Origin of the sequence: Vibrio sp. LQ2 (assembly GCF_023920125.1) — a bacterium.
GTDB classification, from domain to species: domain Bacteria; phylum Pseudomonadota; class Gammaproteobacteria; order Enterobacterales; family Vibrionaceae; genus Vibrio; species Vibrio fluvialis.
This window is the reverse complement of sequence record NZ_CP085308.1, coordinates 154,576-181,526: the sequence shown is the minus strand read 5'-3', so window position 1 is coordinate 181,526 and position 26,951 is coordinate 154,576. Positions and strand designations below refer to the sequence as shown.

At 49.8% G+C, this 26,951-nt stretch carries 20 protein-coding genes and 2 tRNA genes; 12 read left to right on the top strand and 10 right to left on the bottom strand.

The genetic code is table 11. The features are described from left to right. Positions 1-302: 302 nt before the first annotated feature. Complete coding sequence (gene rne, locus LGV68_RS00940; RefSeq protein WP_202659895.1) at positions 303-3,347, top strand: ribonuclease E; 3,045 nt, start codon at positions 303-305, stop codon at positions 3,345-3,347. Between the two features lie 52 nt (positions 3,348-3,399). Here the strand turns inward: rne and LGV68_RS00935 are convergent, their stop codons facing one another. Beyond that, the gene (locus LGV68_RS00935) at positions 3,400-4,158 is read right to left on the bottom strand and encodes a DUF481 domain-containing protein (RefSeq protein ID WP_202659897.1); all 759 of its coding nucleotides are present in this window, start codon (positions 4,156-4,158) and stop codon (positions 3,400-3,402) included. A gap of 343 nt (positions 4,159-4,501) precedes the next feature. Between LGV68_RS00935 and LGV68_RS00930 the strand changes: the two genes are divergently transcribed. Together LGV68_RS00930 and LGV68_RS00925 are read left to right on the top strand one after the other, a co-directional pair. Next, a complete protein-coding gene (locus LGV68_RS00930; protein ID WP_032081012.1) occupies positions 4,502-6,061 on the top strand; it encodes a SulP family inorganic anion transporter in 1,560 nt (519 codons plus the stop codon). A gap of 146 nt (positions 6,062-6,207) precedes the next feature. Continuing rightward, positions 6,208-7,083, top strand: a complete 876-nt coding sequence (locus LGV68_RS00925; RefSeq protein ID WP_252536043.1) for a DMT family transporter — start codon at positions 6,208-6,210, stop codon at positions 7,081-7,083. Between the two features lie 90 nt (positions 7,084-7,173). Here LGV68_RS00925 and adhE read toward each other — a convergent pair whose 3' ends face one another. Beyond that, positions 7,174-9,876, bottom strand: a complete 2,703-nt coding sequence (adhE, locus tag LGV68_RS00920; protein ID WP_020329862.1) for a bifunctional acetaldehyde-CoA/alcohol dehydrogenase — start codon at positions 9,874-9,876, stop codon at positions 7,174-7,176. Positions 9,877-10,505: 629 nt separating this feature from the next. Between adhE and LGV68_RS00915 the strand changes: the two genes are divergently transcribed. Continuing rightward, on the top strand, positions 10,506-11,141 hold the full coding sequence (locus LGV68_RS00915) for a YchE family NAAT transporter (RefSeq protein ID WP_020329859.1): 636 nt from the start codon (positions 10,506-10,508) through the stop codon (positions 11,139-11,141). 51 nt (positions 11,142-11,192) lie between these two features. Next, positions 11,193-12,077 (top strand): ion transporter, encoded by an 885-nt coding sequence (locus LGV68_RS00910; RefSeq protein ID WP_032081010.1) that lies wholly within the window; start codon positions 11,193-11,195, stop codon positions 12,075-12,077. Positions 12,078-12,105: 28 nt separating this feature from the next. Here the strand turns inward: LGV68_RS00910 and asd are convergent, their stop codons facing one another. After that, entirely contained in the window at positions 12,106-13,221 is a 1,116-nt protein-coding gene (gene asd, locus LGV68_RS00905) for an aspartate-semialdehyde dehydrogenase (RefSeq protein WP_020331300.1), read from the bottom strand. 425 nt (positions 13,222-13,646) lie between these two features. On the opposite strand from asd, the gene nhaC reads away from it, so the two are divergent. Further along, positions 13,647-15,086 carry a Na+/H+ antiporter NhaC gene (gene nhaC, locus LGV68_RS00900; RefSeq protein ID WP_020331299.1) on the top strand — a complete coding sequence of 480 codons (1,440 nt, stop codon included), beginning with the start codon at positions 13,647-13,649 and terminating at the stop codon, positions 15,084-15,086. Positions 15,087-15,140: 54 nt separating this feature from the next. Here nhaC and LGV68_RS00895 read toward each other — a convergent pair whose 3' ends face one another. Both LGV68_RS00895 and yejK read right to left on the bottom strand, forming a co-directional pair. Then, entirely contained in the window at positions 15,141-16,391 is a 1,251-nt protein-coding gene (locus tag LGV68_RS00895) for an Hpt domain-containing protein (RefSeq protein ID WP_252536042.1), read from the bottom strand. Between the two features lie 115 nt (positions 16,392-16,506). After that, on the bottom strand, positions 16,507-17,508 hold the full coding sequence (gene yejK, locus LGV68_RS00890; RefSeq protein WP_158148398.1) for a nucleoid-associated protein YejK: 1,002 nt from the start codon (positions 17,506-17,508) through the stop codon (positions 16,507-16,509). An 84-nt stretch (positions 17,509-17,592) separates the two neighbouring features. Here yejK and LGV68_RS00885 point away from each other — a divergent pair, with 84 nt between their 5' ends. The 6 genes from LGV68_RS00885 to LGV68_RS00860 all read left to right on the top strand — a co-directional run bounded on the left by LGV68_RS00885 (position 17,593) and on the right by LGV68_RS00860 (position 21,558). After that, the gene (locus LGV68_RS00885; RefSeq protein ID WP_020331296.1) at positions 17,593-17,808 is read left to right on the top strand and encodes a YejL family protein; all 216 of its coding nucleotides are present in this window, start codon (positions 17,593-17,595) and stop codon (positions 17,806-17,808) included. A 34-nt stretch (positions 17,809-17,842) separates the two neighbouring features. Continuing rightward, on the top strand, positions 17,843-19,648 hold the full coding sequence (locus LGV68_RS00880; protein ID WP_252536041.1) for a DUF3413 domain-containing protein: 1,806 nt from the start codon (positions 17,843-17,845) through the stop codon (positions 19,646-19,648). A 62-nt stretch (positions 19,649-19,710) separates the two neighbouring features. Next, a tRNA-Pro gene (locus LGV68_RS00875) sits at positions 19,711-19,787 on the top strand. Positions 19,788-19,955: 168 nt separating this feature from the next. Beyond that, a tRNA-Ser gene (locus tag LGV68_RS00870) sits at positions 19,956-20,046 on the top strand. A 160-nt stretch (positions 20,047-20,206) separates the two neighbouring features. Continuing rightward, complete coding sequence (locus LGV68_RS00865) at positions 20,207-20,413, top strand: hypothetical protein (protein ID WP_180953871.1); 207 nt, start codon at positions 20,207-20,209, stop codon at positions 20,411-20,413. An 11-nt stretch (positions 20,414-20,424) separates the two neighbouring features. Further along, positions 20,425-21,558, top strand: coding sequence for an amino acid aminotransferase (locus LGV68_RS00860; protein WP_289781577.1), 1,134 nt, complete (start codon positions 20,425-20,427; stop codon positions 21,556-21,558). Between the two features lie 32 nt (positions 21,559-21,590). On the opposite strand, the gene LGV68_RS00855 is transcribed toward LGV68_RS00860, so the two are convergent. The 5 genes from LGV68_RS00855 to LGV68_RS00835 form a co-directional block, all read right to left on the bottom strand. Beyond that, a complete protein-coding gene (locus tag LGV68_RS00855; RefSeq protein ID WP_020331290.1) occupies positions 21,591-22,073 on the bottom strand; it encodes an NUDIX domain-containing protein in 483 nt (160 codons plus the stop codon). A 3-nt stretch (positions 22,074-22,076) separates the two neighbouring features. Further along, positions 22,077-22,997: a histone deacetylase gene (locus LGV68_RS00850; RefSeq protein ID WP_222752430.1), complete on the bottom strand. Its 921-nt coding sequence runs from the start codon at positions 22,995-22,997 to the stop codon at positions 22,077-22,079. 80 nt (positions 22,998-23,077) lie between these two features. Further along, a complete protein-coding gene (locus LGV68_RS00845) occupies positions 23,078-24,028 on the bottom strand; it encodes an AEC family transporter (protein WP_252536039.1) in 951 nt (316 codons plus the stop codon). A gap of 132 nt (positions 24,029-24,160) precedes the next feature. Continuing rightward, complete coding sequence (locus tag LGV68_RS00840) at positions 24,161-26,002, bottom strand: sugar phosphate isomerase/epimerase and 4-hydroxyphenylpyruvate domain-containing protein (RefSeq protein ID WP_055453163.1); 1,842 nt, start codon at positions 26,000-26,002, stop codon at positions 24,161-24,163. Positions 26,003-26,034: 32 nt separating this feature from the next. Next, positions 26,035-26,859 carry a quinate dehydrogenase gene (locus LGV68_RS00835; RefSeq protein WP_222791113.1) on the bottom strand — a complete coding sequence of 275 codons (825 nt, stop codon included), beginning with the start codon at positions 26,857-26,859 and terminating at the stop codon, positions 26,035-26,037. Positions 26,860-26,951: the final 92 nt, after the last annotated feature.

Below are 26,951 nucleotides of genomic sequence, written 5' to 3'. Positions count from 1 at the left end.
AACCGTTCTTTTGGCGCAGTTTTATGAGTAGTCGGCCGAACATCAATGTGCAGCACGTGGCGTAAGACACCATTGGTTGAGGCTTTCTTGTTGCTCTACTCATCGTCATTTCATGTTGAGTACTCTCCGCCTCTATGCGGATCACAGGCGTGTTGCATGCTTGTGATGACTGTCGTGCCCTCAGAGCATCCCCTCCAGCCGGGAGGCTGTAACGAATAAGCCATGGGATCAGGCACCGTGAAAACGAAACAAACGCAGCAAGAACAATAATCAAAATGAAAGAAAGAAAACGAGATTTTTAAATGAAAAGAATGTTAATTAACGCAACTCAGAAAGAAGAGTTGCGTGTCGCATTGGTGGATGGCCAGCGACTTTTCGATTTGGATATCGAAAGTCCTGGACATGAATCCAAAAAAGCAAATATCTACAAAGGTCGCATCACCCGCATTGAACCAAGTCTGGAAGCAGCATTCGTCGATTACGGCGCAGAAAGACACGGTTTCCTCCCTCTCAAAGAAATTGCCCGCGAATACTTCCCTGAAGGTTACAGTTACCAAGGCCGTCCAAGCATTAAAGAAGTGCTGACCGAAGGCCAGGAAGTGATCGTGCAAGTTGAGAAAGAGGAACGCGGTAGCAAAGGCGCAGCCCTGACCACTTTCATCTCCCTTGCAGGTAGCTACCTGGTTCTGATGCCTAACAACCCTCGTGCTGGCGGTATTTCTCGCCGTATCGAAGGTGACGAGCGCACTGAACTTAAGTCGGCGTTAAGCACGTTGGAACTGCCTCAGGGCATGGGCCTTATCGTGCGTACCGCTGGTGTAGGTAAAAGCGGCGAAGAGCTGGAGTGGGACCTGAATGTTCTGTTGAACCACTGGAGTGCGATCAAGCAAGCGTCGGATTCAAATCCTGCGCCATTCCTGATCCACCAGGAAAGTAACGTTATCGTACGTGCGATTCGTGACTACCTGCGCCGTGACATCGGTGAAATCCTGATCGACAGCAACACCATCTACGAACGTGCGCTTGAGCACATCCGTTTGGTGCGTCCTGATTTCGTTAATCGCGTGAAGAAGTATGACGGTGAAGTTCCACTGTTCAGCCACTTCCAGATTGAAAGCCAAATCGAATCTGCGTTCCAACGTGAAGTTCGTCTGCCATCTGGTGGTTCGATTGTTATCGACCCAACCGAAGCACTGACCTCTATCGATATCAACTCCGCCCGTGCAACCAAAGGTGGCGATATCGAAGAAACCGCTCTGAACACGAACCTGGAAGCAGCTGACGAAATCGCTCGCCAACTTCGTCTGCGTGACCTTGGTGGTTTGGTCGTCATCGACTTTATCGATATGACGCCAGTTCGCCATCAACGTGAAGTGGAAAACCGTCTGCGTGAAGCGGTACGTGTCGACCGAGCTCGCGTTCAAATTGGCCGTATTTCACGCTTTGGTCTGCTGGAAATGTCGCGTCAGCGTCTGAGCCCATCACTGGCTGAAGCAAGCCACCACATCTGTCCTCGTTGTACTGGTACAGGTGTCATTCGTGACAACGAATCTCTGGCTCTGTCTGTTCTGCGTTTGATCGAAGAAGAAGCCCTGAAAGACAACACCTCTCAGGTGCTGGCTGTCGTACCGGTTTCTATCGCATCTTACCTGTTGAACGAGAAGCGTCGTTCAGTGAACCACATTGAGCGCATTCAGGAAGTGAAAATCACGGTTGTGCCTAACTCAGATATGGAAACACCTCATTTTGAAGTGATTCGTGTCCGTGAAGGCGAAGAACAGAATATTCTGTCTTACCTGATTCCTCGCAAACTGGAAGCAATGAAAGAAGCTGAAGGTAAAGAGCCATCAGAATCTGAGATCAAACCAAAACGTATCGAAGAACCGGTACTGAAAGGTTTTGCTGCTCCAGCTCAAGCGGTTCCGGCACCTGCGCCATCTCCGAAACCTCAGGTTGAAAAACCACAGGAAGTTAAGGAAGAAAAACCAGGTCTGTTCAGTCGCTTCTTGAAAGCCTTGTCGGGTCTGTTCGCAGCACCAGCACAAGAGCCGAAGAAAGAAGAGCAAGACAAACCTAAAGCGAAAGGCAACGATGACCGTAACAAGTCTTCTCAGCCACGTCGTGACCGTAATGATCGCCGTCGTAACTCACGAGATAAGAACAAGCGTAAGCCAAACGACGAAACGAAAGATAAAGCTGGCGAGAACAAAGCGTTCGAAGATAAAGACACGCAGACGACCCGCAAGCAAGAGCGTAAGCCAAAACAAGATCGCAATGACCGTGGTGAACGCGGTGAGCGTAATGACCGAGGCGAGCGCAACGAGCGTAGTGATCGTAACGAGCCACGTCGCAACAAGCGTGACGATGCAAAATCAGCCAAGCTGATGGAGCAAGGTCGTCAGCTTGCCGCGGATGCTCAACAAGAGCCGACGGATGCTCCTCGCAACGAAGCGAAGGAAGAAAAAGCAGCCGTAGTGAAAGAGCGTCGTCAACGTCGCAAACTGACTAAGCAGATTCGCGTTAAAGATCAGCAGGCTGCCGAGGAAGAGAGCCTCAATGATACAACTCCAGTGGTAGATGCTGCGGTTGAGTCTGTGAAAGAGATCAACACCGAAGTTGCTGACACCGAAGGTCAAGAAGGCGATAACGATCAGAAACAGCGTCGTAACCGTCGTTCACCTCGCCACCTGCGTGCAAGTGGTCAGCGCCGCCGTCGCGGACGTGATCGCCGCCCTAATCCATTCCGCCTGCGTAAAGGTGGAGTTGCCTCTCCTGAGATGGCAATGGGTAAAGTCATGCCACGTTACGATTTGGCCAAACCTGCGCCAAAAGCACCGAAAGTTGAAGAGACTCCGGTAGCAGAAGTAAGCGTTGCTATGGGTGGTGTTGCTTGTCCGGAAATGGCAATGGGTAAAGTGATCATTCGCCGTGAAACACCTGCTGTAGTCGCAGAAGCACCGATGGAAACACCTGTTGTTGAAGCGATCGCGGAAATCGTGGCTCAACCTGAAGTGGTTGAAACAGTAGTCGCTCCGGTTGTCGTTGAAGCGCCAAGCGAAGAACCCGTTGCAGAACCAGAAGTGGTTGTTGAAGTTGCGGTAGCGGAACCAGTAGCTGCACCGATCGTCGAAGAAGCTCCGATTGTCGTCAGCAAACCAGTGGCTAAACCTGCTGTAACGTCTGGTCGCGCCTCGGCGCCAATGGCGAAAGCGCCTGGTACCAACGAACTGAAGGAAATCACTGTACTCGCAGCACCGTTCCGCAGTGAACGTTACCAATCTCGCGGTGCAGGTAGCCAAGCTGCAAGCAACCAAGCGAGCGCTACAATGACTAAGCCTCAGTTCTAACACCATCACGGTTAGAGAATAAAAGCCCACCTCACGGTGGGCTTTTTATTGCTCAGAATGCATAATTCAAACTCAGCGTGCTGTAGATTTCATCGTGACTCTTACCTGCCGCGACCTGCGAGTTGTAGATGTACTCTGTATCGAGCACCAACGCTAATTTCTCCGCTAGCTTGTTTTTCAAAAAGGCATTCGCAGTTGTCGTGGTATTCGAATCGCCATAGTCGACCCGCAACCCACCACCAACATTCATTGCCGCTGTTAGTTGGGTATTACCGTTGACAAATGCGTTCGCAATCACTTCGTCCTGACTCTCGTTCGGGCGAGTTTTATCGTAAGACTGGCGCTTGGAATAACGAAAACCAGGGCCGGCACCCATCTCAAGTTTTGATGTCTCATCGTCAATCAACGTCTTGCCTAAACCGGCCACAATCAGCGCTTGGTGACGGTAAGTCGCAAACTGATCGTGCTCATATTTAGCGTTACTAAACCAAAACATATCGTCCGTCACGCTATGTTTGATGTCGTAAATAATCCGATATTTGTTGGTCCCGTCGTCATCTGACTGATGAGAATAGTAAGTGGCGAATGATAACTGCTGCTTACGCTGCGCTTCATCGTACTTCAATGTCGCTCCCGAATTGACGGACATCGATGTGCTGTCGGTTTTAGAGAAAATAAAGCCTAACTTGGCATCGCCGCTCAATTGACTTGTTGATCTGCCACTGTTTGACTCTTGTGGTGCAGAAAAAGCGCCTGTTGAACCTACACAAAATAGCACCATCGCCGCAATAGTGTTTCCTTTGGCTGACATAACCTACCTCCAACTGAAAAACATAAAGCGGCCACTATATGATACCAGACACATTGCAACGTTAACTGACCGTAAAAAAAGCAGAGGTAGGCCTGAAACACAACCCGTTATCGGTTTACGTTATTACGGCTAGCGGGACATTTACCCGGTTAATTGTTGAACTTAATCACACTATTCAGTACCATCGCCGACTGAAAAACTGACACCCTTCTGCTGCTATTCTTTTTTTGTCACAATTTTGGCCTGTCGTCGGTGACTCATGTCATCGCACTTGCATTGGGCTTAGCGTCAGCACAGAGCATGTGTCTCCACTCATTTAACGACAGCGAAAAACTGAATACTCATGTTTGAATTCCCACAATTTTCTAAGCATTCGGTAAAAAATGACGTGCTATCGGGCTTAACCGTAGCACTGGCATTGGTTCCCGAAGCCGTCGCATTTGCCTTCGTGGCGGGTGTGGATCCCATGGTTGGTCTCTACGCCGCCTTTATTGTCGGTCTGGTTACCTCAATTTTTGGCGGTCGTCCTGGCATGATCTCTGGCGCCACGGGTGCAATGGCCGTCGTCATGGTGAGTCTGGTCGCGTCACATGGCGTTCAGTACCTGTTTGCTGCCATCTTGTTTGCTGGCATGCTGCAGATTGCCGCAGGTCTGTTTAAGCTCGGTAAATTCATTCGTATGGTACCGCATCCGGTGATGATCGGTTTCGTTAATGGTCTGGCGATTGTGATTTTCCTCGCCCAACTTGGTCAGTTCAAGGCGCCAGATATCAACGGCATGCTGACCTGGTTACCACAAGACCAAATGATGCTGATGCTGGGTTTGGTTGCTCTGACGATGGCCATCATTTATTTCCTGCCTAAAATCACCACGGCCGTGCCATCTTCGCTGGCGGCGATCGTAACGATTACTCTCCTCGTTCAGGGATTGGGGCTGGAAACTCGCACAGTAGTGGATTTCCTGCGCGCGATGTCGGGCAATGAGGCGGCAACGCTGGCGGGCAACCTGCCAAGCTTCTCGATTCCGAGTGTGCCAATGACACTGGAAACGCTGCAAATCATTCTGCCTTATTCTGTAATTCTGGCTGCGATCGGCCTGATTGAATCACTGCTGACCCTGACGGTGCTCGATGAGATGACCAACACGCGTGGTCAGTCTAACCGCGAGTGTATGGGCCAGGGCCTGGCAAACATCACGTGTTCAATGTTCGGCGCCATGGGCGGCTGTGCGATGATTGGCCAGTCAATGATCAATGTGAACTCAGGTGGTCGTGGTCGCCTTTCGGGTATTGTTGCCGCGGTGATGCTGCTGGTCTTTATTCTGTTTGCTTCTTCTCTGATTGAGATGATCCCTCTAGCCGCACTGGTTGGCGTGATGTTTATGGTGGTGATTGGTACCTTTGAATGGGCTACATTCAAACTGGCGCGCCGCGTACCTAAGCAAGACTTCTTCGTGATAGTGCTGGTTACCGTCGTGACGGTCTTTACCGATTTGGCGATTGCGGTCGCGGTGGGCGTGATTGCTTCAGCGTTGATGTTTGCCTGGGAACACGCGAAACACATCTACGCCAGCAGCCACATCAATGAAGAAGGCTCAAAGGTTTACCAGATCAACGGTCCGATTTTCTTTGGCTCTGCAGCCAACTTCCTCGAACTGTTTGACGCACAGAGCGATCCACAAGATGTGATTGTTGATTTCGCCCAGTCGCGTGTTGCCGATCACTCCGCCATTGAGGCGATTGAAACCATTGCTGAGCGTTACGCCAGTGTCGGCAAAACTCTGCATCTTCGCCATCTGAGTCAGGATTGTCGCGCCCTACTACAAAAAGCAGGCAGCCTGGTTGAAATTAACGTTAAAGAAGACCCAAGCTACAAAGTGGCGACCGACGTGCTGGCTGGTTAAGCTGAGCATCAACAATTATCTGCGTCCCAAAGCCTCTCTCCTGAGAGGCTTTTTGTTTTTGCTGCTTTATTACCCATGAATTAACTTGCTGATACTCCATAGCTTTCATAGCATAGTGCCCTCGCTCTTTTCTCGGATACTTCATCATGACATGGATCTTCTTCACCTTTCTTGCCGCCTTCATGCAATCCTGGCGAAACGCCTTTCAAAGCCGTCTCTCCGGCGATGTGAAGACCGCAGGCGTTACTTTGGCACGCTTTCTCTGGGCTGGTCCTTTAGCGGCGCTTTATCTTGTCGTGCTCTATCAAATTGAACCGATAGCCTTACCCACGTTTAACTCCTTGTTCGTTATCTTCATCGTGGGGGCATCATTGATGCAAATTCTCGCCACGGCATTGATGGTGAAACTGTTTAAATTCAATAATTACGCGGTCGGCGCCGGACTGGCCAAGAGCGAAGCGCTCGTGGCCGCTATTCTGGGGATGCTCTTCTTTGGGACCCACCTGAGCTTCCTTGGTTGGATCGGTGTACTGCTGGGTGGCATAGGCGTATTTATGTTGAGTGCTCAAGGTGGCTTTCGCCAACTCTCTCTGCCCACCATTTTGCTTGGCTTAGGAAGTGGCAGCGCGTTCGCCCTTACGTCGCTTTGGGTTCGTGAAGCTAGCCTCGCCCTTGGTCTGCCTTTTCCTCATAGTGCGGCCTGGGTGTTGCTGCTGGTGATTTCGCTACAAACCGTCCTCTTGGTCGGCTACTTGCTGGTACGAGATATCCACACTCTCAAAGTCCTGTGGTCGAAGCCCAAACTGACGCTTCTTACCAGCGTCAGCAGTTGTGTGGGTTCCATTGGCTGGTTCAGCGCCATGTCATTGCAGGCGGTGCCTTACGTCAAAACCCTCGGGCAGGTCGAAATATTTTTTACTATGTTGATTTCCGTATTCTGGCTCAAACAGCGGGTACGGATTAAAGATGGTTTGGGTCTGATTCTGGTGGCCTTAGCCGCAGTCATGGTGATGTGGACTTAGTCATCCCCCCAAAAACGAAAAAGCCCCACCAAACGGTGGGGCTTGTCTTTTTCCCGATTATAAGTTTCGTGCTAGCGAAAACTTATCTCATTACGCTTCAGCTTTGTCTTTCTTCGCTTTAGGCGCAACTTTTGCTGCTTCTTGGTCTGCTTTTTTCTTGATTACAGTTGTACCTTCGAAAGTTTCACCTTCAACGAATGGTTTACCGTAGTAAGAAGCCAACAGTACTTCTTTCAGCTCGCTGATTAGAGGGTAACGTGGGTTCGCACCAGTACATTGGTCATCGAACGCTTCTACCGCTAGCTCATCAACTTTCGCCAGGAAGTCCGCTTCGTTCACACCTGCAGCCTGAATAGACGCTGGAATATCCAGAGCCAGTTTCAGCTCTTCCAACCAACCTAGCAGACGCTCAATTTTCTGAGCAGTGCGGTCGCCTGGTTGAGACAGCCCCAAGTGGTCAGCCACTTCAGCATAACGACGACGAGCTTGTGGACGGTCGTACTGAGAGAATGCAGTTTGTTTAGTTGGGTTGTCATTCGCGTTGTAACGAACTACGTTTGCCATCAGCAGTGAGTTTGCCAGACCGTGAGGTAGGTGGAACTCAGCACCGATTTTGTGCGCCATTGAGTGACATACACCCAGGAACGCGTTGGCAAATGCCACACCAGCAATAGTAGCTGCGTTGTGTACTTTCTCACGAGCGATTGGATCTTTCGCGCCGTTTGCGTAGCTTGAAGGCAGGTATTCTTTCAGCAGTTTCAGTGCTTGCAGAGCCTGACCGTCAGAGTATTCGTTCGCCAGTACAGATACGTAAGCTTCCAGAGCGTGAACCACTGCATCGTAACCACCGAAGGCAGTCAGAGACTTAGGCATGTTCATGACCAGGTTCGCGTCTACGATCGCCATGTTTGGAGTCAGTTCGTAGTCAGCCAGTGGGTATTTCGCACCAGTCTGATCGTCTGTCACTACCGCGAATGGCGTTACTTCTGAACCAGTACCTGAAGTGGTTGTGATACAAACCAGCTCAGCTTTTTGACCCATTTTAGGGAACTTGTAGATACGTTTACGGATGTCCATAAAGCGCATGGCCAGTTCTTCGAAGTGAGTTTCTGGGTGCTCGTACATTACCCACATGATCTTCGCAGCATCCATTGGTGAACCACCGCCCAGAGCCAGAATAACGTCTGGTTGGAAGCTACGCATTTGCTCTGCACCTTTCTTAACGATAGACAGAGTTGGATCCGCTTCTACTTCGTAGAATGTAGTCACTTCCATGCCTTGAGCTTTCAGCAGGCTCACTACTTCATCTGCGTAACCGTTATTGAATAGGAAACGGTCAGTTACCAGGAATGCGCGTTTCTTACCTTCTAGGTCGCCCAGAGCAACTGGAAGGCTACCGCGACGGAAGTAGATTGATTTAGGTAGTTTGTGCCACAACATGTTTTCAGCTCGCTTCGCAACAATTTTCTTGTTGATTAGGTGTTTAGGACCTACGTTCTCAGAGATAGAGTTACCACCCCAAGAACCACAACCTAGCGTCAGAGATGGCGCAACGTTGAAGTTGTACAGGTCACCGATACCACCGTGAGTAGTCGGGATGTTCACCAGAATACGAGCTGTTTTCAGACGGTCGCCGAAGTAACGGATACGGTCTGCGTTCACGTCTTGGTCAGTGTATAGGCCTGAAGTATGACCGATACCGCCGATTTCAACCATTTTCACTGCTTGGTCAACCGCGTTTTCGAAAGAAGAAGCACGGAACATACCCAGTGTTGGAGACAGTTTCTCATGAGCGAATTCATCGTCGTAAGACACTTCACCGATACCTTCACCCACTAGGATCTTAGTATCCGCTGGTACTTTAACGCCGGCCATTTCAGCAATCTTAGTTGCAGGCTGACCTACGATTTTCGCGTTCAGAGCACCATCAATCAGAAGCACTTTACGCACTTTGTCTGCGTCTGCTTTGCTCAGTACGTGCGCTTTGTGAGTCGCGAAACGCTCTTTCACTTCGTCGTACACTTCGTCCATAACGATCACAGCCTGCTCAGAAGCACACACTACGCCGTTGTCGAAAGTTTTAGACATCAGAACTGATGCTACCGCACGCTTGATGTCAGCAGTTTCGTCGATAACCACAGGCACGTTACCCGCACCTACGCCGATCGCTGGTTTACCTGAAGAGTAAGCCGCTTTCACCATGCCTGGACCACCAGTTGCAAGGATCAGTGCAATACCTTCATGCTTCATCAGTGCGTTAGACAGTTCTACAGATGGTTGGTCAATCCAACCGATGATGTCTTTTGGAGCACCAGCAGCAACCGCTGCATCCAGAACCAGTTTCGCCGCATCGTTAGTTGAGTTCTTCGCACGTGGGTGTGGTGAGAAGATGATACCGTTACGAGTTTTCAGAGAAATCAGTGATTTGAAAATCGCAGTTGAAGTTGGGTTGGTGGTTGGGACAATACCACAGATGATACCTACAGGCTCAGCGATGGTCATGGTGCCCATGCTGTCGTCTTCTTCAAGAATGCCGCAAGTTTTTTCATCTTTGTACTTGTTGTAGATGTACTCAGATGCAAAGTGGTTCTTGATTACTTTATCCTCAACGATACCCATGCCTGATTCTGCTACCGCTTGTTGCGCTAGAGGAATACGAGCTTGGTTAGCTGCTAGAGATGCTGCACGGAAGATTTTGTCTACTTGCTCTTGAGAGTAAGTAGCAAATTCAGCTTGTGCTGCTTTTACGCGAGCCACAAGAGCATCAAGTTCAGCCAGGTTAGTTACAGGCATAATGAATCTCCTAAAATAGAAAAACGTTAAAAACTCTTTATTAAGTATGCGTCCTTGAGTTTTTTCTCATTTGGTCAACGATTTATCTAACGACAGACTTAGTAAATTGCTTTCATGGCTGAGTATAATATTTCAGTGTGTGAAAAAAATTGACTCAGATCAGTAATGAAAAAGTAATTACCCCTCAAGGGGTATAAGCCTATAGAAAAAACACCTAAGCAACTGATAATAATAGTGAATAAAAACCATCACCCGGTGATAAAAAACTTCGACCTTGGGCCAACAAAACTAAAAAAACTACAATACTTTGTAAAAAAGTTTCATTTTTAAACAACAACGCTACGTGTAACCGACGTTTAATGTGCTACTAAGAGTATATCTTGCTCCGTATCCCTCTCCACCACCACCCACTTTTTTTACAAAAAATGTGCTGATGTTAACAAACTGTGCGGAACACATACGCAATAAACACAATAGTGAAACAAAGCCTTTGCAACATTTGACCATAATTAGTTTTTTTTAATCATCAGACCAAAAACGCGATACTTTTTTTCATTCGTCCTTTTGCTATCTTTGACTTACATTACGCTTGCTTCATTTCAATCCCGTGATCGCCAAGAGACCCCTTAATGCATTTTGAATTTGCTATCTTTCTACAGTTCTTTTTAGGTCTGGTTGCTGCTGTTAACCCGGTCGGTATCATGCCGATTTTCGTTTCTCTCACCGGTCACATGACGCCGGATGAAAAGAAAAAGACCGCGCGCACCGCTAACGTAGCCGTCGCTGTGATTCTGATTACCGCACTTCTGGGTGGTCAGATGCTGCTGGATATGTTCAGTATTTCTCTGGACTCATTTCGCGTAGCAGGTGGTCTGCTGTTACTGAGTATCGCCTTTTCGATGATGAGCGGTAAGCTGGGTGAAGATAAGCAAAACAAACAGGAAAAATCGGAATACATCAGCCGCGAGCAAATTGGCGTCGTGCCCCTTGCCATGCCTTTAATGGCTGGCCCTGGTGCCATCAGTTCGACTATTGTTTACGGATCACGTTATCCGGCTATGATGGATACCGCAGGCATCATTCTGACTATTTTGGTGTTCAGTGTCGCGTCCTGGCTGCTGTTTCGCTCTGCGCCATACATCGTCCGCCTGCTGGGTCAAACCGGCATCAACGTCATTACTCGTATTATGGGCCTGATCCTTGGTGCACTGGGTATCGAATTCATTACCAATGGTTTGCGCAGTCTGTTCCCAGGGTTAGCGTAAACGCTGGCGAGACGTTATGATATTGCAACGGATGAAACAGGTTGCAATATCATGCCCAACAACACACTCAGACATCAGCTTTACGTCATCATTTTCGGCACTCATACACGTGCCGGTCGACTGTTCGATATTGCTCTGATTGTCGCTATTCTGACTTCCATTTTTACCCTGATTCTGGAGTCGATTCCTGAAGTTTCAGCAGTATGGAAAACTGAAATTCGTTATATCGAATATTTCTTTACCGCTCTGTTTACTATCGAGTATTTGCTGCGCCTTTACTGCTCGCCAAAGCCAACGGCTTACGCGAAAAGCTTTTATGGTGTGATTGATTTGTTGTCGATCCTCCCCACCTATTTCGCCCTGCTGTTCCCATCAGCCACATTCATGGGCGCGATTCGCCTGCTAAGGGTGATGCGGATCTTCCGAATTCTCAAGCTGGTGCGCTACCTGCAAGACTCCAACATTTTGATGCGTTCGTTACTTGGTGCCCGGCGCAAAGTCCTAATTTTCTTTAGCACAGTAGCGGTGTTGGTCACGATCTTTGGCTCGTTGGTGTATGTCATTGAAGGGCCGGAAAACGGTTTTACCAGCATTCCACAAAGTATTTACTGGGCGATTGTGACCATTACGACGGTCGGTTATGGCGACGTGGCGCCGCAAACGCCACTGGGAAAAGCCGTCGCTTCGCTCACCATGTTGCTGGGCTATTCGATTCTGGCGGTGCCTACCGGGATCATCACCGCCGAACTGAATCAGGAAATGAGCTCCCATCGCTCCTTGGTCAAATGTCCGAACTGTTCGTTGTCAGGACACGAATCTGACGCGTTGTATTGCAAACATTGTGGCAGCGAGCTGGCCGACCCGGATAAGCGGGTGGTGCCGGTATTGAGTGGGCACGATGAATATGAGGAGTTTGATAAAAATAAAGCGCCATAAAGGCGCTTTATTTTTTAGGAGAGAGTGCTTACTGTTTTTCAGCCAGAATGATGCGCAGTGTACGACGCAGAGGTTCTGCTGCGCCCCATAATAACTGGTCACCCACAGTGAAGGCGTTCAGGAAGTCATCGCCCATAGACATCTTACGCAGACGGCCTACTGGCACGGACAGAGTACCTGTGACTTTCGCTGGGCTCAATTCACGAGCGGTGATGTCGCGCTCGTTCGGGATAACTTTTACCCAATCGTTGTGCGTTGCGATCATCTCTTCAATTTCGTCCAGCGGTACATTCTGCTTCAGCTTGATGGTCAGCGCCTGAGAGTGGCAGCGCATCGCACCGATGCGGACACAGGTACCGTCGATTGGTACTGGAGAGTTTTGCAGGCCCAGAATCTTGTTCGCTTCTACGCCAGCTTTCCACTCTTCTTTGCTCTGACCGTTGTCGCGTTTAACGTCGATCCAAGGGATCAGAGACCCTGCTAGCGGTACGCCAAACTGGTCTGTCGGGAAGCTTGAAGAGCGCATGGTTTCTGCCACTTTCTGGTCGATATCCAGAATAGAGCTTGATGGGTTTGCCAGCTCAGAGCTTACGGCATCATTGATCACGCCCATTTGCGAAATCAGTTCGCGCATGTTTTGTGCACCCGCGCCAGAAGCAGCTTGGTAGGTCATCGCGCTCATCCATTCCACCAGACCACGCTCAAACAGACCACCCAGGCCCATCAGCATCAGGCTAACGGTACAGTTACCGCCAACGAAAGTGTTGGTGCCACCGTGAATGCCTTGTTGGATTTGAGTCAGGTTGACTGGATCCAGAGTAATAATGGAGTCTTTGTCCATGCGAAGTGTAGACGCTGCATCAATCCAGTAGCCTTTCCAGCCTGCCTGGCGAAGTGCCGGGTACACTTTCTCAGTGTAGCTGCCGCCCTGACATGTAATAACCGCATCCAACTGCTTCAGGCTATCAATATCAAACGCATCTTGAAGTAAACCTGCTTCTTTGCCGAAGTTTGGCGCAGGGATACCGATTTGTGACGTACTGTAGAAAACGGGCTCAATCAGGTCAAAATCACGCTCTTCAACCATACGTTGCATGAGTACAGAACCAACCATGCCACGCCAACCCACTAAACCTACTCTCATCGCACTAACTCTCCGTGTATTCCAGTTAAAAATTCAATCCACCATCTATAAGTGGTTCAGGATAAAATCTCAAGCCTTTCTTCAGAAAAGTCGTAACTTTTTCTTTCGTAGCCCCTGTATTTACGGTCGTTTAGCTTTCAAGCCGTTAAAACCATTATATTTCTCAATTGTTCAGCGTTTGGTAATCAAATTTTCACTTAATTACCGAGCTTTTGTTACACGTATTTTTCACATTACAAATTATTTTGTTTCAAATAGTTTTCTCAATAACAACATTTAATCTCATCGGTTAACGGCCATAACGACACAAATCACACCAATTGAGTTTAATGTCGATATATTATTCCAACTCATGTACAGTTCCGCCGAATTCGTAAGGATGTTTACCTCTCCTTAGTATAACTACCCGATAAGAGGTTCCAATAATGACTCAAGCCCCCAAACGCTTACCTAGTCTGTTACAAGTGATTGTATCGCTGGGTCTGTTTTTACTCCTGGCTTTTTCGTTTACTGCTAAGCTCGATCTGCCTATTCAACTGGCTTTGTACATTGGCTGGTTCATCATTATTACGCTGGGCATCCGCCTTGGTCACAAGTACCAAGATTTGGAAAAAGCAGCACTCAACGGCATTTCTAACGGTTTAGGTGCTGTTTTAATACTTTTAGCGGTTGGCGCGCTGGTCGGCACCTGGATTTCCGGCGGTATTGTACCAACAATCATTTACTACGGTCTGAAAGCTATCCATCCTTCCATCTTTTTGCTGGCGACCATGGTGATCTGTTCTCTGACGGCGCTGGCAACCGGCACCTCTTGGGGCGCAGCAGGCACAGCAGGTATTGCGATGATGGGTATCGGCCAGGGTCTCGGCGTTCCGGCACCAATCACCGCAGGCGCGGTGCTGTCCGGCTGTTACTTTGGTGACAAAATGTCCCCACTGTCTGACTCCGTGATTCTGGCATCTTCGATGTCTAACGTTGAGGTTGTGGAACACATCAAAGGCATGTTGCCGATCGCACTGATCAGCTACGTAATTACCGGCATCATGTTTACCCTGTTCGGCTTCCACTACGCGGGCAACGTGGATATGTCACAGGTTCAATCTGTGATTAATGCGATGGAAACGCAATTCTACATTACGCCTTACTCGTTCATCCCGGTATTGATCGTACTGGGGCTGCTGGCGATGCGTATGCCTTCATTCCCGGTGATCAGTTTTGGTTCTCTGCTTGGCATTATCTGGGCGGTGATGATTCAGGATGTCGACTTCCTGCAAGCATTCAATACTGCATGGGCACCGTTCAGCATCCAGTCAGGTGTCGATTTCATTGACGCAATTCTCAACCGCGGTGGTATGTCTTCCATGCTGGGTTCTGTCGCGGTTATCGTGTTTGGCCTGGGCTTTGGTGGTCTGCTAGACAAAGTGGGCGTGCTGGAAACCATCGCCAAACTGTTTGAGCGTCGCGTCACCAGCCCTGGCTCGCTGGCGACCAGCACCATCGGTACAGCATTCATGGGCAACGTGTTTGGTTCTGCGATGTACGTCTCTCTGATCCTGACACCGAAAATCTGCGCCAAAAACTACGACCGTCTGGGTTACAAGCGTAAAAACCTGTCTCGCAATGCCGAATTTGGCGGCACGCTGACATCAGGTATGGTGCCTTGGAGTGACAACGGTATCTACATGGCGAGTATTCTTGGTGTGGCAACGCTATCGTATGCACCGTTCATGTGGCTGAGCTTCGTGTGTATCCTTGTGACAATTTTCACCTCTTACATGGGTTGGTTTGTTGACAAGTGCGAGCCCACCGCCGAAGTGGCAGATGAAGCCGAACCGGAAGCGGTGCTGCAAAAGCAGTCTGCTTAAAGCAAAAAAAGAGCGCGATATTGGCGCTCTTTTTTTATCCGTTGTTGTCTGATTTCAACTGGCCCGCTTATTGAGAAAATAGCGGGCACTTTCAATGGCCAGTTTGAGCTGAGATGTCAGTTGCTGCAGTTCAGGCTCAGAAGGCATGGTGTCCTGCTTTAGTTTCATTTCTATCGCCATGGCAATTTCACGCAGTCCATCAGCCCCTAAATTTCCAGCCACACCTTTCAGACTGTGTGCTTTGCGCAGCGCAGCTTGCGGATCGGTGGTTAACAATTGCCGTAAACTCTGGTCATCGTTGCGATGATCTTCAACAAACACTTCAAGCAACATATTCACCGAATCATGATCATCATTGAGCGATGACAGCATGCGCGCAATGTCGATGGCCGTCCCTTCTTCCGGCTGGGGAATCGGCTGAGGCTTAGTCATTATCGGCGTGACAATGTTGTGTTCCTTTTCCACCATTGTGACTACAGCGCTCGTTTCTCTGGCCGCCTCTTTTTGGCCCGCAGAATCGGCGGTGCGACCGCTGCGCATCATCAAGCCAACCAACAGTAACATTGCGATGGCGCTGCCGCCCATGCTCACAATCGTCAGGGTTTTAAACCGATCCTCATACTGAGCATTGACCGACATGATTTCATTGTGCACCCGATGACGCAGCAGCTTATCTACCAGATTGTCACCTTCGGCATAATGACTGAGCAGTGTCGAGACCTTCGCAAGCGTATGTTGCAGATCATTTTTCGCGTCTTGTGGCAATGTCTCGGACAATTTCAATAAGGTATCAAAGGTACGATAAAGCTCCGGACTGCGCGCGCCCTCTGTGTAGAGCGCCTGCAACACATAAGCGCCAATCTTGAGATAATCCGCCTGAATATCCGGCTGTGATGCGTAACGCTCGCGCAAAGTCTGCAACCGCTCAACCAAATCGTTCACCGACAGTTCCACCGCCAGAAAACTTTGTGTTTGTTCGATAAAGCGGTCTGTTACGTAGAGAGTTTGCGTTAAATCGGGTTGAAACCAGTCGGAGGTCGAGTCTGCTTCCAATTGCAGCCGTAAGGAGTAGATCAACTGAATGTTGAGCGCCAAATCGTTGGCTCGCGTGGTTCGATAGGGCGCACTGAAATAGATGGTATTGCGCAGACCTTCAACGCTGTTTTCCAGTTCGTTGAGATTACGGCTGGTGGTTTCCAGAGCGCGGTATTGCAGCAAAACGAACAGCATCACCGCTCCCCATACGGCAATAACGGCGAGATACGACTTGTCCTTGAATAGCCCACTAACGCTGTTTGCTCTCATCCCTGCTCTCTGCATTACGATTTATTATTAAATACAAGCATATACTGAAATACAAAACCTGTCGTGACGCCACCAAAAAAGCCGAAAAAAAGAGCGCTATTGCGCTCTCTTTGACTTACTGCTTACGAGTCAGTTGATCACGTAAGTTTGGCGGTGTGCCTTTAATGGTCAGCGTGTCCGTTTCTGGATCGTAGAACACACGCTCACCCATCAACAGGCTGTCAAAGCTGATATTGAGGCCGCCACCAGCCCCCACGTATTTGGTCAGCTTGCGCACGGTGCTGCGATCACCCGGGAAACTTTCTTCCAGCTCGTAACCATGTTCGCGTGTGAAATCGAAGAAGCTGGTGCCATCAGTGCTGGCTGGCAACTCGCCCGACAGTTCCTGAATCTGTACCTCTTCGCCCGCTTTAATCTGGTCGTTACAGTAATCGTAAACCTGCTTTTTGTAGCTGATCGTTTCGTCTTTTTCGAGCTTAGAATCGGTACAGAAATCTTCCACCGCCTGCATCAGCAGCTGGTTTTGCTGTTTTGGATCCAAACCGATATCCGCTTGTAGGAAGTCGAGGAAGAAATCCGCCACTTTACGCCCCACGCGGCCTTTAATGTAAGACAGGTAACGGTTGGAATCGCGATCCGTCTCGTAGCTCGACAAATCGATACGCGCGGCGATATCCATCTTGTTAATGTCGAGGTAATCGGTCGCGCTGATGTCGAGACCTTCAGTCACTTTCAGGCTTTGGTTCATCGGCAAAATACCGATGAACAGATAATCAGTAGCCAGCGACTGATATTCCGCCATCACCAGAATGCCTTCATCAGCAAACGGGTATTTCGCCAATTCATCTTTCAGACGCTGTGCGCTCAGTTGCGAAAAATCGTAAAAGTTTCGCTCACCTTTACGTAGTTCCTGCAACCAGCTTTGGAAATCACTGTCAGACTTAAACGAACCGAACCCCTTACCCGCTTTCGCGTTGAACACGCGATGCAGTTCGGCCACTAGGTTTTCGGTTGAAGTATCATTATCGAGAGACTGAGCGCGGTAGTTAACCATCAGCTCGTCATTATCGTTTTTGCGCAGTTGATGCAAAATGACATTGGAAAGGTGCAAACTCATAGTGAAATAATCATCGTACTGGTTTCAGTTGTAAGGCATAGTAGGTTATCATAAGCCGCTTTTACTATCATCATTAGAGTCTTTATGCCAATTACATCGAAATACAGTGACGAAAAAGTTGAAACTATCCTGACTGAAATCGCTGCCGTTCTTGATAAACATGATGCTTCTCCAGAGCTTACCCTGATGATTGCAGGAAACGTGGCGACCAACGTGTTGAACCAAAACGTTGCCTCAGCACAGCGCAAAGCGATTGCGGAGAAGTTTGCTCAAGCGTTAATGTCTTCGTTACAAGACTAATTTTATAGACAACACCGGATAAATAGAAAAATACATGGTAGATAGCGGAAACACATACGGCGAACGTGTGTCTCGTCTGGTTGGGTGGGGGCATTGGTTTGCCTTCTTCAACATTATCGCAGCAATGCTTATTGGCACACGCTACATTGCTCAGTCGCCGTGGCCGGATACGTTTCTGGGCCAATTTTACCTGACAATGTCTTGGGTCGGTCATTTCGGCTTCCTGGTTTTTGCCATCTATCTGTTAATTCTGTTTCCTCTCACGTTCCTGATACCGTCACGAACGTTGTTTCGGTTTATTGCCGTCTGTTTCGCCACATTCGGCTTAACCGTTCTGCTGATTGATACGCAGACCTATCAAACGATTAATCTTCACCTCACCCCGGTGGTGTGGGAATTGTTATTCAGCGACGACAGCAATGTCAGCGCCGATTTGCAACATCTGTTCGTGGTGCTGCCACTGATTTTCTTGTTGCAGCTCGGACTGTCGGAATGGGTCTGGCGCAAACAGCGTAAATTGTCACATAAGCGCATCGGCCGCCCGATGGCCGCCGTGTTCTTCATCAGTTTCATTGGTAGTCACCTGATTTATGTCTGGTCAGATGCATATCTTTACACGCCGGTAACCAGCCAGAAGTCGAACTTCCCGCTCTCCTACCCGATGACTGCGAAGTCCTTCATGGAAAAACATGGCTTGTTGGATCGTGAGGAATACCTCAAGCGTCTGGAAGAGAAGAACCGCAGCAACGTGGATCTGGTCAGCTACCCGCTGGAAAAAATTCAGTTCGGCCGCCGCGCGAATAATCTCAACATTCTGATCGTGAGTGTGGATAATCTGCGTGCAGACGTGCTCACTAAAGACATGATGCCGAACATGACTCAGTTTGCGGAAAACAACCTGAACTTCACTAACCATTACAGCTCAAGCAACGATGCGTTTGGTATGTTCGGCCTGTTTTATGGTTTACCGAGCAGCTATGCTAGCAGCATCACAGTGCAAGGTACCGCACCTGTGTTGATGGATGTGCTCAAATCGCAGTCCTACCAGTTTGGTCTGTTCAGCGGTGATAACTTCAGTGACAGCCTTTACCAGGAAACCATTTTCCGCGGTATGCCGCTGTCTAAAGCGCCGTTCGACCCTGACACCACATCTGACGAACAGACCATTCAACGCTGGGCCAACTGGGTCAGCGATAAAAGTGGCTCGCCATGGTTTGGCTTCCTGGAACTTACGACCGTCGATAATTTCAGTAACTACGCAGACAGCAATTCCAAAGCCTCAGCGACCGAAAAGCTGCGTAATAACTATCACCATTCGGTGAATGTGGCAGACCAGGAACTCGGGTTGCTGTTTGCCAAACTGCAAGAGATGGAACTGCTGGATAAAACCGTGGTGGTAATTACGTCTAATCACGGGACTGAATTCAACGAGACCAAAACCAACAGCTGGGGCGCGAACAGCAACTACAGCCGTTACCAGTTACAGGTGCCGATGGTGATTCACTGGCCGGGTAAAATTGCAGCGGCCTTTACGCATCGCTCCAGCCATCTCGATCTGAGTGTGACGCTGTTGCAGGATCTATTGGGCGTTTCATCGAATCCGAATGATTTCAGCAGCGGCCGTAACCTGTTTAATGAAAACAAAAGAAAATGGATTCTGGCTGGCGATTCTCGTGAGCTGGCATTAATTACCGATAAAGACACCACGGTGATCGATAAGTTTGGTAACTTCAAACTGTTCGACGACAATTACCAACGTTTGAAAGACGCCAACCCAACTCTGCCAATTCTGATGCAAGGCCTGACCGAGTTGCAGCGTTTTTATTCAAAGGATAATTAAATCAGCGCGTTATCCAGCTTTCCAGTTGACGCACGGAATGAAAATGATTAGATTAATCCCATCGGACTGTAGCGCAGCTTGGTAGCGCACCGTCATGGGGTGTCGGGGGTCGGAGGTTCAAATCCTCTCAGTCCGACCATACACCTAGAGGGGAGTTTCCACATGGAAACTCCCCTTTTTCGTGTCACAAACTCCCAGAAATCCTACTCAGAACAACTTTTTGCGTTTAAACGCGCACAAATGCAGCAAACAGTTCAATTGGGGCTTTACAAGATTTCCAGAGGCCGATAATATGCGCCTCAACAACGGAGAGATGGCTGAGTGGTTGAAAGCACCGGTCTTGAAAACCGGCGTACGTTAATAGCGTACCTAGGGTTCAAATCCCTATCTCTCCGCCACATTCGAAAAAGCCGCTGAGTCATCAGCGGCTTTTTTCATTTCTGCTTTGCCATTCTTTTCGTATCAATGCACTGAGCATTACCGTTTCCAAATATCAGCGACGCAAAGTTCATATCGCTGGCGAACTTCTCTTCACAATAAAAAACACTCACCGCGCAGTTGAGAGTTGACGTCACAATCCTGTTGGTGTCATTGTCGGTCATCGGGCTGCATGACCTCGGCCTGTTTATTTTTGTCGAACTGACGCTGAACCTGATTAACACCTTCAAACGCAGCTCAGACAGTTATCAGGTCAAATACAATAAGGAGAAAATACTGTGCTCAACCACGTTACTGCCTACGCCGGAGACCCTATCCTCTCGTTGATGGAAAAATTCATGGCGGACAGCCGCGAAGATAAAGTCAATCTGAGCATCGGCCTGTATTACGATGAAAACGGCAAGATTCCCACTCTGGACTCGGTGGCTGCCTCGCAGGAACAACTGGCTCAGGCTGAGAAACAACCGTGCGTGTATCTGCCCATGGAAGGTTTGGCACCTTATCGTGCTGCCGTGCAATCGCTGGTATTTGGCACTCACCATCCGGCACTGGAAACCGAGCGCGTTGCCACCATTCAGACTTTAGGCGGCTCAGGCGCACTGATGATTGGCGCAGATTTTCTCCATCACTACTTTCCACAATCGAAAGTATGGGTCAGCAACCCGACGTGGGAAAACCACAACGCAATTTTCGCCGGGGCTGGTTTCAACGTCGGCACTTACCCTTACTTCAACCCACAAAACAAAATGCTCGATTTCGACGGCATGATTGCCGCGCTGCGCCAACTGCCTGCGCAAGACATCGTGCTGCTTCACCCGTGCTGCCATAACCCAACGGGCGTAGATCTGACCACAGCACAATGGGACGAAGTGATTGACGTCATCAAGCAGCAGCAGTTGATCCCGTTCTTTGATATGGCTTATCAGGGTTACGGCGAAAGCATAGCCGACGATGCGTATGTGATTCGTAAGATTGCCCATGAAGAAGGCGTGGTGAGTTTTGTCTCCAACTCGTTCTCGAAGATTTTCTCACTCTACGGCGAACGTGTCGGTGGTTTGTCTGTGGTGTGTGGCAATGCTGAAGAAGCCTCGCGCGTATTGGGTCAACTAAAAGCGACTGTGCGCCGCAACTACTCCAGCCCGGCTAAATACGGCGCGACAGTGGTCTCTGGCGTGCTGTGCAGTGAAGCACTCAAAGCGCAATGGCTGAATGAAGTGGAAGGCATGCGCAGCCGCATTCTGACCATGCGTGAAGCATTGCACGACAAACTGAAGCAACTGCGTCCGGATCAAGATTTCAGCTTCCTGATTAAACAAAAAGGCATGTTCAGCTACACAGGCTTTAGTTCGGCGCAAGTCGATACGTTGCGCGAAACCCACGGCATCTACCTGATTGCGAGCGGCCGTATGTGTCTGGCTGGCTTAAATGCCGCGAACGTAGACAAAGTCGCCGCCGCGTTTGCTGCGCTGTAAGCACAACATCATCTCTGATCGGGCACGTCTGATCAGAGATGATTCACCTCTTCAGCATTACCCTGAATGTAACTGCCAAGGTGCGTGCTGAACCGCCCCTGTTGCACCAGTTCAATCAGTGGGCCTTGCAGCTCTTTAGGGTACATACGCATGGTCGGCAGCTTATCCAGCGGCACCCACTCCACCGACTGAATCGCTTCTTCATCATTCAATCCTTTGAGATTTTCGATGTGCGGCGTGCCCCGGTAACTATCGATGACATAGAAAAACTCGGCATGATAACGCTGCGGGTTGTGTTCAAGAAACTCGCGCACGCAAATCAGCTCACCCACTTCAACATCAATACCCGCTTCCTCACGAAACTCACGCTGAACACACGCTTTGGTGCTGCGGTCACCCACTTCAAACCCACCGCCGGGCGGAATCCAATATTCACCGGTAAAATCATGAATTTTCACCAACAAAATGGCGTCGTTTTCAATTAACAGGCCCGCGCCGCGAATACGATGTTCCATGGGTTACTCCTTGTGAACGTGAAATGCGGCTTTAAAAAGCTGCATGTGAATCGGCACCAGTGTCTGATGGTCGCTGCGATAGCCGCCGCCAACCACGCACGCCATCGGCAATTGATGCTGTCTGGCAAGGCGCATCATAAAGCAGTCGCGCTGAAAAATAGCATTGGTGGACACATTAAAGTAACCCAGTTCGTCATCCTGATGAATGTCGATGCCGGCGTCATAAATAATGAGGTCGGGGCGATGCAGATTGACGGCCATCTCCACTACCGCTTGAAAATGGCTTAGGAACTCGTCATCGTCCGCTTCACGGCTTAGCGCAATATCGATGTCGGATTCGGGCTTGCGCGCCGGAAAGTTTTTGTCGCAATGAAACGACAGCGTAATGATGTCGTCGCGCGCCGCACATAACGTCGCGGTGCCGTCGCCATGGTGCACATCACTGTCAACGATCAAGACTTTATCTATCCCATCCAACAGCAAGGCCTGATGCGCAGCCAACACCAAATCGTTGTACAGGCAAAAGCCGCTACCAAAATCGCGGTGCGCATGGTGATAACCGCCGCTAAGGTGAATCGCCACACCATGTTCCACGGCCAGTTTAGCCGTCAGACAAGTGCCGCCCGCTGAAGTCAGCGTACGTTCAATCAGTGTTTTACTCCACGGAAAGCCGATACGGCGCATTTTCGCCGCTGGCAGCGAGCCGGAAGTCAGCGCATCGACGTATTCGCTGTCGTGAACCTGTTTGATCTCCTCGCACGTCAGCGCAGTAGGCGAGAAAAATTCAAAAGCGTGCGACCAGTCCGAGTCAGCCTGCATGCCGAGCAGAGCTTCATACAACAGGCGGTACTTGTTTATCGGATAGCGATGCCCTTGCGGCAGAGGCAACTGAGAATAAATAGAGTGGTAGACCAGAGGGATCATAGCCGTGCCAGTACAATTTCGAATAGGCGAATGTTAACAGCTTGCAGTTAAAAAATCACAGCAACCCTTTCCAGGTAGCGTTACGTCGCAGCCAGCCACCAGTGCGCCATACTCAGCATCAGCGGAATCGTCACCAGTGACGCAGCCGTCGTGGTCAGTTGCGCTGTCGCGCAGAAGGCGCGCCGACCATACAACTCACCCACAATCGCGTAGATACTCATCATCGGTACGGCAGTGATCACCACTAGCGTCATGGTCAATTCCGGTTCACCGGGCAGCAACCAACTCATCAACATCAACGCCACCAAAGGGTGGATAATCAGTTTGCCAAGCATGGTCAGCGACAACGGTACCCAGCGGGTTTGTTTCATCATCACTCCGGCTAACGAGCCGCCGATAACAAACAGCGCAACCGATACGGCCGACGGTGCCAGCAGCGTCAGCGTCTGACGAATTACATCCGGGATCGGCACGGACAACACATTCCCACACACACCAACCACAATGGCGATCAGCAACGGGTTTTTCACCGTACGTCTGGCGACGCCAAGCAAGCGCTGACGCAATCCGGTTTGGGTGGTAATCGAGTGATAATCCATCAGCACAAAACAAACAGGCATAATGCACAGGTTCTCAATAATCAGCGCCATCGCAAAGCCGCTTACTGGTGGCGTATCCATCAATTGCAGCATGATGGGATAACCAACGAACGCACTGTTGGGGACCACCATGCCCGTCATCATCACCGCACTGTCGAGTTTGCTCTGCGCGCCAGCTTTATTCAGCAGCCAATAGCCAAGTACCATTACGCTGACAGAGGTCAGCAGATACGCGAGCAGATAACGCAGATTGAACAGGTCATCCAAAGGCAGATCAATCAGGGTTTTGACGATGACTGCCGGCAGCGCAAGATACATAACATAGCGCCCCATCTCGGCAACAGATGTCGCAGAAATCAAGCGGCGACGAACACATAAATAGCCAAGGAAGATGACCAGAAAGATGGGAAACACGACCGACAAAACGTTCAAAACTGCTTTCCTTATCGTTATAGAAACCTAGCGCAATGACGCGACACCGACCGAACTGACAGCGCAAAGACGCAGAGGGTGACACCGTGCGGCATCACCCTCAATTCATGATCACATTGCGTGGGCGAACACTTAGTTACTGCGTTGCTGCTCACGAGCCTGAGCAGCTAAGCGAATATGCGCATTGGGCTCACCATAGCCCTGATAATTTACCCGTTGCACCACTTCAAAGAACACACCGAAATGCTCTTTGGTGTAGAAGTGGAAAAAATGGCCATCGTCATTTTCATCGTACAGCACATTGTACTCCTGCATCGTGGTTAATAATTCAGGGTCAAGCTGAAAACGCGCATCCAAATCACGATAGTAGTTCGCCGGGATCGGCAAAATGCACTCTCTGGCGACCTTTTTCACCGTAGCAAAAATGTCTTCGCAGTTGAATGCGATTTGCTGTACGCCCGCTCCCTGCGAACGGTTCACAAATCGTTGCGCTGCGGAGTTACGTGCCGATGACGAGTTGAACGGAATGCGTATTTTTCCGTCCGGACTTTTCGCGACACGACTAGTGACCAGACCATTAATGTCGGTCAGATCCTGACTTGGTTCGATATCAAAGCCAAACAATGCCTTAAAGAAGAAGGTCGCTGAAAGCATATCGGTATCGAGAACCGTCTGGCCAACATGGTCGAATGCCTGCAAGCCGACCTGTTCGGTTTGCTCCTGATCGTGAGCCACCGGCACAAAATCGATATCAAAGAACTCCGGTTGCGATTGGCTGTCGACAAAGTAAATCAGTTGATCGCCGACACCTTTGATAGCCGGAATATTGAGCTCACCCGGCCCGGCCTGATTGTTAAAACGCGCGCAGCCGTAGTGCTTGGTGCGTTTGATCATCTGCGCGACGCTGCTGGTCCCTAATCCGAGAGCACACACCGAAACACCGTGAGACAAAAAATATTGGTGCGCCTGACTCTTCGGCTCATGATTGAGTACCAAATTAATGTTGCCTTGGCGCATCAAATCGACATTTTTAGAGCGGTGACGATGAGTGACCGAAAAACCAAGCTGTTTAAACAAATCCACCAGTTGCTGGCCATCTTCCCCTTCAATTGCAAACTCGATAAACGCCAGTTCATCAATGGTCGGTTTAGGCACTTCCGGCTCTTTGAGCTGCTCACCAAGCCAAATCAGCGAACGCATGCCATCAATCGCTTTTTCGGTCGCCTGCGATGCGCGAAAGCCATCGTTAAAAATCTCATGCGAGATATAGTCGTGATAGCCTTTTTCCTTCAGACACTGCATGAACTCCAGAATCGGCATATCGCCCTGCCCCGGAAAACAACGGAAATGGCGGCTAAAATTGAGCACATCCATTTGCAGACTTGGCGCATCCGCCAGTTGCACCAACGCGATTTTGTCGGCGGTGATTTCGTTGCGCAGCGTATCGAGCGTGTTGTTGCGCGCGTACATATGGAAAGTATCGAGTAGAATACCCAAGTGGCTGTGGTCTGCTCGCTTGACGATGTCCCATGCCTGGTCGTAATCGTGCACGAAGCGTCCCCACGCCAGCGCTTCATAGCCAATCATGAAGTGCTCTTTTTGCGCCAGTTCGGCCAGTTCATGTAAATCCGCCGCGGCACGGGCAGGATCGTCAATCACGTGTGGCGAGACGTTAGAACAGATCATCAGTTTCGACGTACCCAGCTCATGCATCAGCTCGAACTTTTTCCGTGCCTGATAGAAGTTCTGCTTACGCAGCGGTTCCGGCATGGCCTCAAAATTACGCAGCGGTTGCAGGGCAATGATTTCAAGCCCGAGACTTTCCGCCAACTGTCTGACCTGACGCGGCGTGAGCTCTGATTGCGTCAAATCGTTTTCGAAAATTTCCACGCCATCAAAGCCAGCATTCGCCGCCGCGTGCAGCTTCTCCACCAGCGAACCGGAAATACTGACCGTTGCAATTCCTGTTTTCATTTCTTTATCCTTAATTGGCGAGCCTGAAGGTATTACTCGGCGCTGATTTCACCACGTAGCGTATCGCTATCGACCGGACAGTCAGCAAAACACTCATACGCATCCACGCCTTGGTGGATAAAGAGTTCAAAGCCGCTGATCACACTCATGCCTTGTTGCTGAGCCAGCGCGATAAACTCGGTTCTGACCGGGGTATACACCGCATCAAACACCCAGCGTTGCGACTGAACCTGCTCCTCAGTAAACGCTGCGCCCGGCGTGGTGTAGTGTCCCACCGGCGTCGCATTGACTAAGCCATCACACTCCAGCGCGCAGGCAGTCAGTGCATCGCGGCTCACGGCGCTGCACGAAATACCCGCCTGCTGCAAATCATCGATCAGTGCCTGCAAACTGGCGGGTTGTTCGTCGTAAATGTAAAGATGTTCCACCGCAAGCTGACCTAAACCAAAAGCAATCGCGCGGCCGACACCGCCGGCACCTTTCATCAGCACTTTGCCAGGGCTCTGCTCCGGGCACTCTTTGCGGTAAGAGCGGACAAAACCGCTGCAGTCGGTGTTGGTGCCACGCAGCGTGTCGCCATCGATCAACAGCGTATTCAACGCCCCCAGACGCTCGCTGGTTTTAAATTTGCTCTGCACAATATTCCACGCCCACACTTTATAGGGATGAGTGATATTCACTCCCCGGTAGCCGCGCTGCTTGAGATCATTCAGCAACGCAAACAGCGCTTGCTCGTTTTCCAGTTCGCAGTCAAACAGTTCATACGTGGTGTTAATGTTGAGTTTTTTACCCAGTAATTCATGAAGTTGAGGGGACTTACTTTTTTGAATGTGTTGACCAATGAGTCCGAGTTTCATACGACGTTCCTCTTCTGTTTTCTCTGACACGCGGCAGCAGCTACCCGCAGCACGGCCACATAAGGGCTGTGCTGGGGTCATTACCGTTGTCT

Coding starts and splice junctions, on each gene's coding strand:
- LGV68_RS00835 (WP_222791113.1), bottom strand. CDS start 26,859: ATGAAACTCGGACTCATTGGTCAACACATTCAAAAAAGTAAGTCCCCT.
- nhaC (WP_020331299.1), top strand. CDS start 13,647: ATGACTCAAGCCCCCAAACGCTTACCTAGTCTGTTACAAGTGATTGTA.
- LGV68_RS00910 (WP_032081010.1), top strand. CDS start 11,193: ATGCCCAACAACACACTCAGACATCAGCTTTACGTCATCATTTTCGGC.
- asd (WP_020331300.1), bottom strand. CDS start 13,221: ATGAGAGTAGGTTTAGTGGGTTGGCGTGGCATGGTTGGTTCTGTACTC.
- LGV68_RS00860 (WP_289781577.1), top strand. CDS start 20,425: ATGGCGGACAGCCGCGAAGATAAAGTCAATCTGAGCATCGGCCTGTAT.
- LGV68_RS00850 (WP_222752430.1), bottom strand. CDS start 22,997: ATGATCCCTCTGGTCTACCACTCTATTTATTCTCAGTTGCCTCTGCCG.
- LGV68_RS00885 (WP_020331296.1), top strand. CDS start 17,593: ATGCCAATTACATCGAAATACAGTGACGAAAAAGTTGAAACTATCCTG.
- LGV68_RS00855 (WP_020331290.1), bottom strand. CDS start 22,073: ATGGAACATCGTATTCGCGGCGCGGGCCTGTTAATTGAAAACGACGCC.
- LGV68_RS00895 (WP_252536042.1), bottom strand. CDS start 16,391: ATGAGAGCAAACAGCGTTAGTGGGCTATTCAAGGACAAGTCGTATCTC.
- LGV68_RS00880 (WP_252536041.1), top strand. CDS start 17,843: ATGGTAGATAGCGGAAACACATACGGCGAACGTGTGTCTCGTCTGGTT.
- LGV68_RS00840 (WP_055453163.1), bottom strand. CDS start 26,002: ATGAAAACAGGAATTGCAACGGTCAGTATTTCCGGTTCGCTGGTGGAG.
- yejK (WP_158148398.1), bottom strand. CDS start 17,508: ATGAGTTTGCACCTTTCCAATGTCATTTTGCATCAACTGCGCAAAAAC.
- adhE (WP_020329862.1), bottom strand. CDS start 9,876: ATGCCTGTAACTAACCTGGCTGAACTTGATGCTCTTGTGGCTCGCGTA.
- LGV68_RS00930 (WP_032081012.1), top strand. CDS start 4,502: ATGTTTGAATTCCCACAATTTTCTAAGCATTCGGTAAAAAATGACGTG.
- rne (WP_202659895.1), top strand. CDS start 303: ATGAAAAGAATGTTAATTAACGCAACTCAGAAAGAAGAGTTGCGTGTC.
- LGV68_RS00925 (WP_252536043.1), top strand. CDS start 6,208: ATGACATGGATCTTCTTCACCTTTCTTGCCGCCTTCATGCAATCCTGG.
- LGV68_RS00915 (WP_020329859.1), top strand. CDS start 10,506: ATGCATTTTGAATTTGCTATCTTTCTACAGTTCTTTTTAGGTCTGGTT.
- LGV68_RS00935 (WP_202659897.1), bottom strand. CDS start 4,158: ATGTCAGCCAAAGGAAACACTATTGCGGCGATGGTGCTATTTTGTGTA.